At 65.7% G+C, this 14,375-nt stretch carries 10 protein-coding genes, 1 pseudogene and 1 riboswitch; of the genes and pseudogenes, 2 read left to right on the top strand and 9 right to left on the bottom strand.

Features of this window, described 5'->3' with window-relative positions:
* Positions 1 to 6: 6 nt before the first annotated feature.
* From ACAM57_RS19825 to ACAM57_RS19815, 3 genes are all read right to left on the bottom strand, one after another.
* Positions 7 to 519 (bottom strand): 6,7-dimethyl-8-ribityllumazine synthase, encoded by a 513-nt coding sequence (locus tag ACAM57_RS19825; RefSeq protein ID WP_369658612.1) that lies wholly within the window; start codon positions 517 to 519, stop codon positions 7 to 9.
* Between the two features lie 110 nt (positions 520 to 629).
* Positions 630 to 801, bottom strand: a riboswitch (FMN riboswitch).
* 98 nt (positions 802 to 899) lie between these two features.
* Positions 900 to 3,098: a TonB-dependent siderophore receptor gene (locus ACAM57_RS19820; RefSeq protein WP_369658611.1), complete on the bottom strand. Its 2,199-nt coding sequence runs from the start codon at positions 3,096 to 3,098 to the stop codon at positions 900 to 902.
* A 273-nt stretch (positions 3,099 to 3,371) separates the two neighbouring features.
* On the bottom strand, positions 3,372 to 4,466 hold the full coding sequence (locus ACAM57_RS19815; RefSeq protein WP_369658610.1) for a crosslink repair DNA glycosylase YcaQ family protein: 1,095 nt from the start codon (positions 4,464 to 4,466) through the stop codon (positions 3,372 to 3,374).
* Positions 4,467 to 4,975: 509 nt separating this feature from the next.
* Between ACAM57_RS19815 and ACAM57_RS19810 the strand changes: the two genes are divergently transcribed.
* Together ACAM57_RS19810 and ACAM57_RS19805 are read left to right on the top strand one after the other, a co-directional pair.
* Positions 4,976 to 5,245 (top strand): hypothetical protein, encoded by a 270-nt coding sequence (locus ACAM57_RS19810; RefSeq protein WP_369658609.1) that lies wholly within the window; start codon positions 4,976 to 4,978, stop codon positions 5,243 to 5,245.
* A 628-nt stretch (positions 5,246 to 5,873) separates the two neighbouring features.
* Positions 5,874 to 7,226, top strand: coding sequence for an ImmA/IrrE family metallo-endopeptidase (locus tag ACAM57_RS19805; protein ID WP_369658608.1), 1,353 nt, complete (start codon positions 5,874 to 5,876; stop codon positions 7,224 to 7,226).
* A 545-nt stretch (positions 7,227 to 7,771) separates the two neighbouring features.
* On the opposite strand, the gene ACAM57_RS19800 is transcribed toward ACAM57_RS19805, so the two are convergent.
* The 6 genes and pseudogenes from ACAM57_RS19800 to ACAM57_RS19775 form a co-directional block, all read right to left on the bottom strand.
* Positions 7,772 to 8,650, bottom strand: coding sequence for a sugar phosphate isomerase/epimerase family protein (locus ACAM57_RS19800; protein WP_369658607.1), 879 nt, complete (start codon positions 8,648 to 8,650; stop codon positions 7,772 to 7,774).
* An 8-nt stretch (positions 8,651 to 8,658) separates the two neighbouring features.
* Entirely contained in the window at positions 8,659 to 9,846 is a 1,188-nt protein-coding gene (locus ACAM57_RS19795) for a dihydrodipicolinate synthase family protein (RefSeq protein WP_369658606.1), read from the bottom strand.
* Position 9,847: 1 nt separating this feature from the next.
* Positions 9,848 to 11,022: pseudogene (locus tag ACAM57_RS19790) on the bottom strand (Gfo/Idh/MocA family protein).
* A gap of 54 nt (positions 11,023 to 11,076) precedes the next feature.
* Positions 11,077 to 12,507, bottom strand: coding sequence for an enolase C-terminal domain-like protein (locus ACAM57_RS19785; RefSeq protein ID WP_369658605.1), 1,431 nt, complete (start codon positions 12,505 to 12,507; stop codon positions 11,077 to 11,079).
* 16 nt (positions 12,508 to 12,523) lie between these two features.
* Positions 12,524 to 13,303, bottom strand: a complete 780-nt coding sequence (locus tag ACAM57_RS19780) for an ABC transporter ATP-binding protein (protein WP_369658604.1) — start codon at positions 13,301 to 13,303, stop codon at positions 12,524 to 12,526.
* Positions 13,304 to 13,360: 57 nt separating this feature from the next.
* The gene (locus tag ACAM57_RS19775) at positions 13,361 to 14,362 is read right to left on the bottom strand and encodes an ABC transporter substrate-binding protein (RefSeq protein WP_369658603.1); all 1,002 of its coding nucleotides are present in this window, start codon (positions 14,360 to 14,362) and stop codon (positions 13,361 to 13,363) included.
* Positions 14,363 to 14,375 lie beyond the last annotated feature (13 nt).

Raw genomic sequence — 14,375 nt, 5'->3', positions numbered from 1 at the left:
CGTAGGTCAGGCGGCCAGAAGCGCGTCCACCTTCTTCAGCCCTTCGAGCGTCTTCACGCAGGCCTCGGCCACTTCCGTGCCCTTCACCGCGAAATGGCGGTGGAAGTACTTGCGGTGCTCCACGTGCTCGTGGAAGTGGTGCGGCGTGAGCACGGCCGAGAAGATCGGCACGTCGGTTTCCAGCTGCAGCGACATCAGCGTGCTGACCACCGTGTTCGCCACGAACTCGTGGCGGTAGATGCCGCCGTCGACCACCAGCGCGCAGCCGACGATGGCCGCGTACTTGCCCGAGTTGGCGAGCCGCTTGGCGTGCAGCGGAATCTCGAAGGCGCCCGGCACGTCGAAGATGTCGATGAGGTCGCGCGCCACGCCCTGGCGCTCCATCTCCTCGAGGAAGGCGTCGCGCGCCTGGTGGACGATGTCGGAATGCCACTGCGCCTCGACGAATGCGATGCGCGTGCCGCGCGGCGAACCCGACGCGGTGACGGCGGAAAGGGGAAGGTCGTTGATCTGACTCATGGTGTGCCTCTTGAAGAAAGCAGGTTTCCTGAATCAGGGCGCACGAAACAGCGAGCCCGCTCGCGCGCCGGTTCGCCTGAAAAAGCGCAGCGCGCGGGCCGACCCGCATTTCGCGCTCTCTTTCATCCGGACTGTGACCGTCGGCTTCGGAATCACACCGAAATCTGCTGACCCTGGAACTCATTGCGAGCCCCAGGCGCTCGCGGGCTTGTGCTGCCTTTCCTTCCGGAACATGCCGCCATCACCGCCGGTGGGGAATTTCGCCCCGCCCTGAGAACGCTTGCCGCCCGGCGAGCCGGACAGCGGGGCGATTCTAGGCGGCGCCCGCCGCAGGGGCCTGTCGCCCCCGCGCCAGACCTTCGCCTGGGCGAGGGCTTTGCTCAGAAGCGATACGTGGCCGCCGCAGTCACGGTACGGCGCTGGCCGTAGAAGCAGTCGCCGCGCGCGAGGCAGGTGGTCAGCTGAACCTTGTCGGTCAGGTTGCCCACGTTGAGCGACAGGCGCAGCGGGCCGTTGTCCCAGGCGATCATCGCGTCCAGCAGCGTGACCGAAGGCACCGGGTTGGCGTCCATGCCGTCGTACGACTTGCCGAGGTAGCGCACGCCGCCGCCCAGCGAGAAGCCGGGCACGCCGCCGATGGAGAAGCGCCGCATCAGCCATGCCGAGGCCGTGTGCTTCGGCACGCCGGAGATGCGCTTGCCCAGGTCGGAGCCGGTGCTGTGCGACACGCGCGCATCGGTGTAGGCGTAGGAGGCGACCCAGTCCCAGTCGCGCCCGATGCTGCCCTTGTATTCGAGCTCCAGCCCCTTCACGTGCACCTCGCCGAGCTGCACGCTGTTGAGCGGATTGGTCGGGTCGGTGGTCTTGCGGTTGGTGTCGCGCAGGTCGTACACCGCCGCCAGGAACGAGGTGCGCTGGCCTTCGGGCTCCCACTTCACGCCGGCTTCCCACTGCTTGCCGCGCTGCGGCTTGAAGGGCTTGTTGTTCACGTCCGCGCCGCCCAGCGGCAGGAACGACTCGGCATAGCTCAGGTAGGGCGCCCATCCGCCATCGGCCAGGTAGACGAGGCCGGCGCGCTTGGTGGTGGCCTTGTCGTCGACCGCCACCGCAGGGCGGCCTTCGGTGTCGGTGGTGGCCTTGTCGTGGCGCAGGCCGAGCAGGCCGATCCAGCGGCCGTACTTGACCTGGTCCTGCACGTAGATGCCGGCCTGCTTCTGCAGCACCGCGGGCTGCCGCGTGAGGAAGGTGGGCGCGGAGTAGTTGCCGTACACCGGCGCGTAGACGTCGAGCGCGCCCGCGCGGCCGCGGCCGGTGAACTGCGAGGTCTCGTTGCGCTGGAAGTCCGCGCCGAGGAGCAGCATGTGCTCCGCCGCGCCGGTCTTGAAGTGCGCCTCGGCCTGGTTGTCGAGCAGCAGCATCTTGCCGCCGTTGAGCTGCACGATCAGGTCGCGCTCGATGGTGCGCTGGTCGGCATTGAACACCGGCCGTGCCGGGCGCCCCGTGAGCCGGTTGGCAGTGAAGCTGGTGTACGAGGAGTTGTAGACCACCTTGCTCTCGGTCGAGCGCAGGTTCTGCCTGAAGGTCCAGGTGTCGTTGAAGCGATGGCTGAACAGGTAGCCCAGCGAGGTGTTGCGCGTGTCGAAGCGGTCGAAGCCCGGCTCGCCGGTGAAGGTCGAGGTGGGAATCTGGCCGTACAGCGAGGGCAGCAGCGTGCCCTGCCAAGGGAAGAAGCCGATCAGCGAGCCGCTCTTGTCCTTCTGGTAGAGCGCTTGCAGCGTGAGCGAAGTGTCGGCGCTCGGGCGCCAGGTGAGCGAGGGCGCCAGCAGGATGCGGTCGTCGGGCACGTGGTCGACTTGCGTGCCGCTGTCGCGGTTGACGGCCACCAGGCGGTAGAGCCACTTGCCTTCGGTGTCCAGCGGCCCGGTGAAGTCGGCCGCGACCTGCTTGCGGTTGTGGCTGCCCAGCTGCACCTGCACCTCGCGCTGCCGCTCGGCCTGCGGGCGCTTCGACACCAGGTTCAGCACGCCACCGATGCCGCCCTGGCCGTAGAGCACCGAAGAGGGCCCGCGCAGCAGCTCGACGCGCTCCAGCGTGTACGGATCGGCGCGCGTGGTGTTGTACGTGCCGTAGCTGCGCTGCAGCCCGTCGAGGTACTCGATGGCATCGCCGCCGCGCACCTTGAAGCGGTCGACGCGGCTGTCGAAGTTGCTCGACACCACGCCCGCCGTGTAGTTGGTGGTCTCGCGCAGCGTGAGCGCGCTCTGCGCCTCCATCTGGTCGCGCGTGACCACCGAGATGGCCTGCGGCGTCTCGATCAGCGGCGTGTCGGTCTTGGTGGCGGTGCCGCCGCGCCTGGCGACGAAGCCGGTCACCGGGCCGGTCGCGCTCTCGACCGCGTCACCGGTCACGGTGATGGTCGGCAGGGCCTTGCGGGTCTCGGCGGATTCGTCTTTTTCCTCGGCGTAGGCTGGTATGGAGGCGCCCAGCGCCATTGCGGTTGCAGCGAGCGTGGCGCGGCGGGTATGCGAAATGCGCCAGGTGGGGCGCCAAGCCGGGCGCCGATGCTTCTTCGATGTCATGTGCAGCTTCTCCTGTGTCCTGCGTTTGGGGGGAGTGGCTGCGGCGCGCGCCGGATGTGGGCGCGCCATGGCTTCTCGTCTCTGATCCGGTGATTCCGTCGATCCGGACGAGCGCAACCGGCGGCTCGCTTCGGGCTGGCGGCCGGTGTGTTTTGTGGGTTCTTGTTGCGTCGTCGCGGGCAGCTTTTTCGGCTGCGGTCTTCGTTCCTTCGAAGACGGCTGGCGCCCGTTGCGGGCGGCTGGCTGAGGCCGGCGATTATAGGAAGAAAGACGTCAGCGCCCGGCGAGAAACAGCGTCATGCGCTGCAGTTCGTCGTCGAGCGCCGCACGGAATTCCGCGTCGCGCGGCCTCTTGTCGGCATAGCCGAACACTGGCTTCAGCCGGCCCTCGGGCGAGCTGCCGAAGTTGGCCCAGCCGATCACGCGGTCGTGCCACAGCATCGGCAGCGCGTAGTAGCCGAACTGGCGCTTGGGCACGGGCGTGTAGGCCTCGAACTTGTAGGTCCAGCCCCAGAGCAGCTCGAAGCGGCGGCGGTCCCACACGACAGGGTCGAAGGGCGCGAGCAGGCGCACCGCGTCGTCGGGCGCGTGGCGGCGCGAGGCCGGGTTTTCGTCGGCGGGCCAGAACCAGGTGGTGCCGTCGATGCTGCAGCTGGCGAGCTCTTCGCGCGCGATGCGCAGCGCCGCCTGCGTCTGCGCCGAAAGATGCGGCGCACCGTAGCCGAGCAGCCGCACGAGGTACGTGAGGCTCGATGCAGGCAGCGGCGCGTACTTGCGCACCACCAGTTCGATGAGCGCCGCCGCACGCCAGGCGCGGCCGGCAGGGCTGTCGTCGGCGGGCTCGTGCGTCACCGCCTCGTAGACGCGCGTGCCGCTGTCGCGCCGCACCACGCGCAGCATGCCGCGGTAGTGCATGCCGTCGAGCAGATGCGTGGTCGCGTTGCTGGAGCCGCCCCAGTAGTTCTTGACGCGGCCGTGCGCGAAATGCTGCTCGACCTGGCGCGGATGCACCGGGCCATGCTCCTTCACGTACGCGAGCACGTCGGCCGCCTTGCGCCGCGTGTCGGCGTCCCATGTCTGCCTGGCCTCGCGCGGATGCATCAACGCCAGATGCTCGCGCGGCAGGAAGCCGTAGTTGACCAGGCAGTCTTCCTCGACGGCGAGGCGCGTGTAGCGGTTTTCGAGATCGCCTGCGCGGTAGTCCTTCACGCGATGGCGCAGCGTGAGGTCTTGCGCGCGGGCAGGTGCGCGGATCGGATCGGCCTGCACGAAGCCGAGGCGGCGGATTGCGGCGGGCAGGGTCGTTGGCTTGAAGAGGGTGCGCGCCACTGCGTAGCGGCGCAGGTCGTCGAGGGTCGGGGCAGGCATCGGCGGATTGCAGCACAGACGGTGGACTTTCGCTTTGCGTTGCTGCGTTGGACCCTGTTGTCGTTCAGGGCGCGCTCACGCCGATGGGGTACCTTGCTCCGCGAATGTCCCCCGGCCTTCGGCCTCCCCCCTTTATTTCGCTGCGCAAGGCACCCCATCGGCGTGAGCGTTCAGTGCCGCTTGGGCGTGGTTCACGAGGCTCGCGCACGACGCATTGCGGAAGCTGCATTTGTTGGCAGTCTTCGCGACTTCGTGCTGTATGGCACGGTGCCTTGCCGGGTTCTTCTCTAGAGTGAATGCCCCTGTCACTCGATACCCCAGCAAGGGGAGCAGAAAGGCGTCACTCACTCAAGTCATCCAGATGTTCGAAGGCTGCTTGCCTCGCGGCAGGTCGTCGGTGCGAAAGCAGCGATGCAGATGCGAGGTATCAAAAGGCGACGGCCAGGGTGTTACTAGCACCCCAGCCGTCTAACCAAGTTCGTGCAACACCTTGGAAGGAACGCACAAAAATGGCTACCAAGACTATAGCCCGGCCTCGCACGCCGGTAGCTTCCGAAGAAAACGCCCAAGACCCGGTGGATCTTCTTGAAAACACCCTTACTCAGCTCGAAGCTCTTCTGTGGGTCTGCCACGGGGAAGACATCGACTGGTGCAGCGGGGATGGGCCTCGGCAATTGAACAACCTGCTTTGGCTTGCGGCCGATCTCGCTCGCAAGGCTGGCGAACTGTTGCAGGAAAGTGAGGAGGCGCGACACGCAGCGCTCGAGACCGGCGGTTAGCGGCCGGTCTGCGGGCTGCGAACTTCGCGGCCCGCCTGAAGCCTTCGTGGTGAAGGGAGTTCGGGTCGATTGAGGCTTGCGGGGAGGGCTTGATGGCAGCTATGTGTTCCGAGCGGATCGTCGGCGGACAGTGCAAGCATCTGCTAGTTCAAGTGGATGTTCTCGGGCGTCATGAGGACGCGCTGAATGACGCCAAGACTTGCGATCTCGGCAGGAAATTCGTTGCGGTACCCGAGAAGAGGGCACGATTGGTCGCTCCGTGATCAACGTCATTGACGGAAATTGAGGCCAACACGCCGATTCCAGTGTCATCGGCATCTGTTTACTTGTGCAAGAACGCCGGTCAAACCTGCGATACGCAGGCATTTACGAGGGGCAGATTTTGCGCACAGACAGGGCCGGCGCCACATGGTTGATGGATACTTAATCAGCTCGCGATAACGAAGATCACGAGAATGCACGATTACCGCCGGCTGGACACGCGCCGCAAGCAGTAAAAACTCGCTGCAGGCGGTTATAAGACCGCGGCCCTTTGGGGATGGTATGCAGCGAGAACCACAAGAAGAACTCATGCGTGGCCAGCTATCGTAGTTTGGAACCTCATACCAATAGACGTCTAGGGCATCTAATGAAGCACTCGTCAACGACCGAGAAGGGGGATGTACTGGAGCGCATCATTCGGGACCTGCTCCAGACTGAGATCGAGGCGGACCGCTTCTACCTGAAGAAGGACCAATGCAAGATTTTCTGGAAGAAGGGCTACTTCTCAAAGGATCGGGGCTCAAAGATCATTTTCGACGTGGCGATCGAGGTGTATCTGCCTGGGGCAAGGGAGTACTCCCTACTCGTTCTTGTTGAGTGCAAGAACTACGAACACCGTGTCCCCGTCAGTGACGCAGAGGAGTTTTTCACGAAAGTCCAACAGGTCGCCGCCGCGAACAGCAAGGCAATCATCGCTTCAACGGCTGCCTTCCAGCATGGGACGGTCGAATACGCGAAGTCCAAGGGTATCGGATTGCTTCGCTACTTCGAGCCAGGCAACCACAAGTGGGAGTTGCATCGATCGTCTTCCGCTATGGCACGCACGCCTGCAGCCGAGCAAGCGGAGGCGCTCGCATCTGCCCTCACGCGGGAGGATTTCACGAGCCAAACCTTCGATCTGTACATGCAGTCTCCTGCGCGGGCGACCAACTCGCTTTGGGACTTCTTTGAAGATCTGCTACTAGATGACGCGTTGACGCCGGAACTGGTCCGGCGCATCGCCAATCCGCGGAGCAAGCTCAAGAGCCAAGTTCCTTTCCTTGAGCTGGAAGACATCGAGAGCATCGCAATGGAAGCTCTCACAACCATCGGATACTTGGGCGGCGAGGTGAACCTCGATGCGCTCTCCGGCCACGAGGCGCTACGCACAGGATTGGTCATTGAAAAAGGTGTGCCCATTCCGCCGGAGGCCATTGCGACTCAGGTTCTTGGCCGAATCCTGTTTGATCCACCAACTATTCAAATATTCGCCGTCGGGCCGACGCATCGTGGACGCGACCGCTTCACGCTCGCGCATGAGCTTGCGCATCATCTATTGGATCATGGGCGATTCTTGATTCGCGAAAGTTGCGACGATAGCGACTTCGACCTACTGCCTTCGAGGAGCGCCGTGGGCAGCGACGTCGCTCGGCTAGAACTGCAAGCCAATCTACTTGCCGCGAGCCTTCTGATGCCGCGAACTTGCGTTGTTACCGATTTCCATCAGATGCTGCGTAGCCTGGAAATCTCGAACAGAGGCTATGGTCCTCTGTATGTCGATGACCAGCCATGCAACCTACGGAATTTTGACGCCGTCGTAGGCCACCTGATGGAGCGCTACGGGGTGTCACGCACCGCAGCGAAGATCCGACTTGAGTCGATGGGATTGCTCCGCGATGCCCGCCGGCGTTCCGGGCCGCAATCTATTCAAAGCGTCTTGGCCGCGATGGCTCACGATTGAGGGCTTGAACAGAACGGGGATGTGGCGCAGAGGCGCTGTCGCGCCGATGGTGCCTGCTCGAACAGCTGGTGGAGGCCATGGTGCGGCGAGCGTCGCTTCGTTGGGCCGGTACCTAAGCTGCTTGTACTGGTAGCAGCTGTCACAGAATATCTGCACCCTCGTGATCTTGCCTGCGATCCGCTGCATGCAACGGTCGCTTCGTATTTTGAAGTGCCGTCCGAGTGATAACGCCAATGTTTGGGTTCAGTCTGAATCGAACATTGAACGCAGTCACTCCAATGACGATCGCTGCCAGCACCAGCCCTTCGGACATCTGCCTATCCCGCCCGTCCCTCAAAAAGCTGGGTGGTACGCCCCTGCACGTCCATCTGCAATTCGCCGCAGCGGTCAAACCGCCAGCGCCACAGCCGCGCTCATCGTGCACAGGGCATCGGGTGCTCCCCGCAGCGAAATAAAGGAGGAGCCCGAAGGGCGGGGGACATTCGCGGAGGGGAGTACCCGATGCCCTGTGCACGCGCCCCGAACAACGCGAGCACAGAGCGGCTCTAGACCGCCTGCTTATGCCGCTCGATACAGACGTCCAGAGTCTCGCTGCCAGTCCGCTGCCACCAGTCGAGATTCGAAAAAATCTCCACCTCGCTGAACCCCGCAAAGCCCGCGTCTTCCACCCACCCGCGGATCTTCTTCAACTCGACTACACCATCACCCATCATCCCGCGATCGGAGAGCAGATCGCGCGTAGGCGTGAGCCAGTCGCAGACGTGATAAGCCAGCAGCCGCTCGCGGCCGGCTCGGGCGATCTGCTGCTGCAGCTTCGGGTCCCACCACACGTGGTAGATGTCCAGGGCCACGCCCAGCATGCCGCTTTTGCCCGCATCGAGTTCGTCGCACAGGTCGAGCGCATGTTCGAGCGTGTTGATGCATGCGCGGTCAGCCGCCTGCATCGGGTGCAGGGGCTCGATGGCCAGCGGCATGCCGACCTCGCGGGCGTATTCGAGCGAGGCGGCGATGCCGTCGCGCACTTCGCTGCGGGCGCGGCCGATGTCCTTGTAGGCGGCCTTGCCTTCGAGCGCGCCGGGCAGGGCGCCGACGACCAGCACGAGGCAGGGCGCATCCAGCGTCTTGGCCTCGTCGATGGCGCGGCGGTTGTCGTCCAGCGCGGCCTTCAGGCCGGCCGTGTCGGCCGCCGGAAAAAAGCCGCCGCGGCAGTAGCCCGAGAGGCCGATGCCGTGCGCCTTCAGCTGCTTCGCCACCTTGTCGAGCCCGACGGCTGCCACCTGGTCGCGCCACGGGCTGATGGCGCGGATGCCGCGTTCGGCGCACTGGTCGATGATGCGGTCCAGCGGCACCTCTGCGCCCGACTGCTTGCGCACGGTAGCGGTGTTGATCGAGAGCCAGTCGTGGTTCTGCGAGAAATCGCGCATGCTCGTCTTCAGCCTTCCACGCCGTGCAAAGCCAGCAGGGTCTTCATGCGCTGCACCGCCAGTTCGGGCTGCTCCAGCAGGTTGGCCGCGTCGGCCAGCCTGAACAGCTCGGCGAAGTGCTGCAGCGAGCGCGTGCTCTGCTGGCCGCCGACCATCGTGAAGTGCTTCTGATGGCCGTTGAGCCAGGCCATGAACACCACGCCGGTCTTGTAGAAGCGCGTGGGGGCGGCAAAGATGTGGCGCGACAGCGGCACCGTGGGGCCGAGGATGTCATGGAACTTCTTCTCGTCGCCCTGTGCCAGCGCACCGAGGGCCGCGCTCGCGGCGGGCGCGATGGCGTCGAAGATGCCCAGCAGCGCGTCGCTCTTGCCGTGCGTGGGCTCGCTGCCGAAGCCGTCGCCTGCGATCAGCTCGGCGTAGTTGAAGTCGTCGCCGGTGTACATGCGCACGCCCGGCGGCAGGCGGCGGCGCATCGCGATCTCCTTGTCCTTGTCGAGCAGCGAGATCTTGATCCCGTCCACCTTGCTCGGATGCGCGGCGATGATGCCCAGCGCCGTGTCCATGGCCGCATCGACGTTCTTCGTGCCCCAGTAGCCCGCCAGCGCCGGGTCGAACATGTCGCCCAGCCAGTGCAGCACCACCGGCTGCTTCGCCTGGCTCAGGATGCGGTCGTACACCCGCTCGTAGTCGGCCGGGCTCTTCGCCACGCGGGCCAGCGCGCGGCTGGCCATGACGATCAGCTTGCCGCCCAGCGCCTCGATGGCGGCCATCTGTTCCTCGTAGCCGCGGATCACGTCGTCGACACTCTTCACGCTGTCGATGTCCAGGTGGTCGGTGCCGCAGCCCGAGGCGACCAGCGCGCCGGGAACGTCCTTCGCGGCATCGAGCGAACGGCGGATCAGCTCCAGCGAGGTGGGCCAGTCCAGGCCCATGCCGCGCTGCGCGGTGTCCATGGCCTCGGCCACGCCCAGGCCCAGCGAGAACAGGTGGCGACGGTAGGCGATGGTGGTGTCCCAGTCGACCGCGCACTGCAGCCACGGGTCGATGGCGGCCATCGGGTCGGCCACCACGTGGGCGGCCGAGTAGGCGATGCGGTTGAACTTGACGCCCGCATCGGGCTTCACCGGTGCGGTGCCGCGCAGCGCGTAGGGCGCGAGCGTGCCGCCGGCGGTGGGGAGGTTCAGCGAAAGTGCCATGTCAGACCTTCAGCGCGGGCACGTCGACCCAGCGGCGGTCTTTCCACGACTCGAGCGCGGCCTCGACCAGCTGCACACCCTTGGCGCCTTCGGGCAGCGTCCACTTGTAGGGCGCGTCTTCCACCACGTGGCGGATGAAGTGTTCCCACTGGATCTTGAAGCCGTTGTCGTAGAACTGCGAGTCCGGAATCTCCTGCCACTGGTCGAAGAAGTTCATGGTCTGCTTCTCGTCGGGGTTCCACACCGGGCGGGGCGTGGCCACGCGCGACTGGGCGCGGCAGCTCGACAGGCCGGCCACGGCCGAGCCGTCGGTGCCGTCGACGTGGAAGGTCACGAGGTCGTCGCGGCGCACGCGCGTGACCCAGCTCATGTTGATCTGCGCGATGACGGGCTCGCCGTTGTGGCCGGTGAGTTCGCAGGTGGCGTAGGCCGCGTGTCGGCGGTGGCCTCGTAGGGCTTGCCGGCCTCGTCCCAGCGCGTCGGGATGTGGGTGGTGCCCAGGCAGCTCACCGACTTCACCTCGCCGAACAGGTTGTCCAGCACGTAGCGCCAGTGGCACATCATGTCCAGGATCATCCCGCCGCCGTCTTCCTTGCGGTAGTTCCAGCTCGGGCGTTGGATGGGCTGCAGGTCGCCCTCGAACACCCAGTAGCCGAACTCCAGGCGCACGCTGAGCATGCGGCCGAAGAAGCCGGCGCGGCGCAGCATGTCGAGCTTGCGCAGGCCGGGCAGGAAGAGCTTGTCCTGCACGGCGCCGTGCTTCAGGCCCTTGGCCTTCGAGGCTTCCTCGGCCAGGCGGGCGATCTCGACGGCCTCGTTGAGGTTGGTGGCAATGGGCTTCTCGCAGTAGACGTGCTTGCCGGCGCGGATGGCCTTGGCCAGCAGGGCGGGGCGCATCTGCGTGGTGCCGGCGTCGAAGAAGATGGTGTCGTCCTTGTTCTCCAGCGCCTTGTCGAGGTCGGTGCCCCAGCGCGGGATGTTGTGCGCCTTGGCCAGCGCTTCCATCTTCTCGGCATTGCGGCCGATGAGGATCGGGTCGGGCATGACCTTGTCGCCGTTCGACAGCGTGACGCCGCCCTGGGCGCGGATGGCGCAGATCGAGCGGATCAGGTGCTGGTTCATGCCCATGCGACCGGTGACGCCGTGCATGATGATTCCTAGACGTTGGGTGGCCATCGTTTTCTTCCTTGGGGTGCGAGAGATTTGTGCGGGCTGGACGCGCGCTTCGGTTCAGTAGACGGAACGCATCGCGTCCCACGAGATGCCGGCGCCTGGCTTGCCGGTGGCGAAGCCGGGCGCGGCGTTGAGCGAGGACAGGTCGAGCTGCCCTTCGCGGATGGCGAGGCGCACTGCGCCGTCGCTGGTTTCGTAGAGGCCCGGGTGGGCGCGCAGCAAAGCCTGCTGCTCGGCCTCGGGCGCCGCTGCGAGGCCGTTGACGTAGTGGTGGCCGTTGCGCTCGACATGCGAGAGGCCGAGCCAGGAGACGAGTGCCAGGTCTTGCTGCACGCCGATGCCGGCCTGCATGGTCAGGTCTTCGCCCGAGAGGAAGTAGCGCGGCTTCTCAGACGCGGCATTCCACTGCGCGCAGCGCGCGGCGTTGATCACCGACTTGTAGAAGCCCTTGCAGCTCTTGCTCGACACGCCGGTGTAGCCCAGCGCGCGGGCCTGCACGAAGGCGTCGAGCGTGGCGTCCGATTCGTCGATGAGCAGCGGAATGCGCTTGCCCAGCGCCGACACGTCGCGCTGCAGCGCCGCGTCGCGGCGGATCGGCTGCTCGACGAACACCGTCTTCTGCGCGAGCTTCCACAGCGTGGGCGTGGAGAGCATGCGGTCGAGAAAAGTGGCGAAGTCGTCGGCGTCCGCGTACTGCTCGTTGCCGTCGAGCGTGACGAGCTGGGCCTGGCCGTCGATCACGCGGGCGATGCGCTGGAGCCGGTCGATGTCCTGTGCGGTGTTGCCGCACAGCTTGAGCTTGAAGTGGGTGTGGCCGTAGCGCTGCACGGCGGCCTGCAGCGTCGTGGGCAGGCCGTCGGTGGGTGCATCGGGCGAGACGTCGTACTCGTCGATGGCGTCCGCCAGCCCGACTGTGTGGCGGGCGGCGATGCGGCTACGCGGCGACTGCTTCGCGAGGAAGGCCGGCATGTCGAAGCCCGCGAGGTCGTCGGCCAGGCCGCTGCCGGCGATGTCGATGCCGCAGAGGTTGCCGCTCATCGCCGCCGCGAAGCTGGCGCCGCTGTGCAGGCACAGCGCATCGAGCAGGGCGCGGTCGATCAACGCAGGGCCGTAGCTGGCCACCAGCGGCTGCAGGCCCTTGGCCCTGGCGCGCGACTGCAGCGCGGCGTAGTTGGAGGCGAAATGCGTCCAGGCGGTCTGCGCATCGGGCTCGGCGGTGTAGGCCTCGCGGGCGTCGCGCAGCGCGAAGCGCAGCTGCTCGAAGTTCTGCTCGTTGTTCAGGGCCGGGTTCTTGTCGAACCACTTCGGAATCATCATCTCCGCCGCACAGCCCTCGGCCGTGCGGCCGTCGGCAAAGCGCACGCGCGCCTTCACGTAGACCTGCGGGCAGGCCGTGACGGTGGCGGCGCCGAAGCGGAACGGCAGCCGCAGCGCCACGTTGCGCTCGGCGAAGCGGATCTCCTCGACGTGAAAGCGGATCGCGTCCATGGCCGGCTCTCGCTCTTCAGTGGTCCAGGATGCCCTGCGAGTAGAAATGCGCGCGCACCAGCTTGGTGTAGGCGCCGAACTCGGGCGAGGACATGACGTCCAGCGTGCGCGGGCGCGGCAGGTCGATGTCGTAGACGGCGGCGATGGAGCCGGGGCGCTCGCTCATCACCATCACGCGGTCCGACAGGAAGATGGCCTCGGGAATGCTGTGGGTGATGAGCATCACCGTCTTCTTCGACGTCATCCAGATGCGCTGCAGCTCCAGGTTCATCTTCTCGCGCGTCATCGCGTCGAGCGCGCCGAAGGGCTCGTCCATCAGCAGCACCGAAGGGTCGTGCAGCAGGGCGCGGCAGATCGATGCGCGCTGCTGCATGCCGCCCGAGAGCTGCCACGGGTACTTGCCCTCGAAGCCCTTGAGGCCGGCCATCTCCATCAGCTCGCGGGCGCGTGCCCTGGCAGCGTCCATGGGCATGTGGCGCATCTCGGCCTGCAGCAGGATGTTGTCCTCCACGCTGCGCCAGGGCAGCAGCACCGCGCTCTGGAACACGATGCCCACGTCCTTCTGCGCGCCCTTGATCGGCTTGCCGGCCAGCGTGAGGCTGCCGCCGCTGATAGGCAACAGGCCCGCCACCATCTTCAGCAGCGTGCTCTTGCCGCAGCCCGACGGACCGACGACGGAGACGAACTCGCCTTCCTTGATGGCGAAGTCGAGCGGCTTGAGCGACTCGACGGGGCCGTCCTTGCTTTGGTAGATCTTCGAGACGCCGCGCGCTTCGATCAGGTTGACTTGGGACATGGAATGCGTGGGAGATGGCTGCTGCGGAAAGCGCGCGGGTTCAGCAATGAAGAAAGGTCAGGGGAGGAAGTCGAGGGTCACGTAGTCCTCGGGCTTGCCGCGCGTGGAGGCATCCATGCCGCCGTACTGCACCAGCAGGTCGAGCGAGTCGTTCACGTTCTTCATCTGCACGCGGAAGGGGCGCTGGTTGGCGGTTTCCTTCGTGTGGTAGAGCGCCACGCTCTGCTTCATGCCCACGATGAGCGTGTCGCGCACGCCGGCCTTGGGGTTGGCCTTGAGCATCGCGTCGACCGCGGCCTCGGGGCTCTTCTCGGCGGCTTCGGCGGCCTTGGTGGAAGCGCGCATGAAGCGCTTCACCAGGTCGGGGTTCTCGGTCAGCAGGTTCTTGTTGGCGATGATCCCGGAGCTGATCTGGTTCACGCCCGAGTCGGCAAAGCGGATCGGCGTCACCGGCTTGCCGGTGGCGTCCTGCAGCTTGATGGCCTGGTCCATCACGTAGCCCAGCAGCAGGTCGGCCTGGCCGTTGGTCACGGCATTGAGCTTGGTCTGCGCGTCGCCCGAGACGGTCTTGATCTGGTCGGGCTTGATGTCGTTGACCTTCAGGAAGAGCGGCCACATCTGCGACATCGAGTCGCCAGGCGTCACCGCCACGGTCTTGCCGACGATGTCCTTCGGCGTCTTGATGTTCTTCTCGGTGAAGCCCATCACCGACATCGGGCTCACCTGGAACAGCACGCCAGTCGACTTCAGCGGCGCGCCCTTGGCGGCGGCCTTGATCATGGTCGTGACGTCGATGTAGCCGAAGGTCGCCGACTTGGCGGCCACCGCCTGCGCGGTGACGGCGGAGCCGCGGCCTTCCTGGATGTCGAGGTCGATGCCTTCCTCTGCGTAGAAGCCCTTTTCCTTGCCGAGGAAGAAGGGCGCGTGCTCGCTGTACAGATACCAGTTGAGCATCAGCGTGACCTTGTCCTTGGGCTTGTCGCCTTGCGCATGGGCAGGTGCGATGGCGAAGGTGGCGAGCGCGGCCGCGGCGAGCAGCGTGGGAAGCAGTTTCTTCATGGTGTTGTCTCCG

The sequence above is a fragment of the Variovorax sp. V15 genome (genome assembly GCF_041154425.1).
In the GTDB taxonomy this organism is placed as follows: domain Bacteria; phylum Pseudomonadota; class Gammaproteobacteria; order Burkholderiales; family Burkholderiaceae_C; genus Variovorax; species Variovorax guangxiensis.
This window is presented reverse-complemented; position numbering and strand designations above follow the sequence as displayed.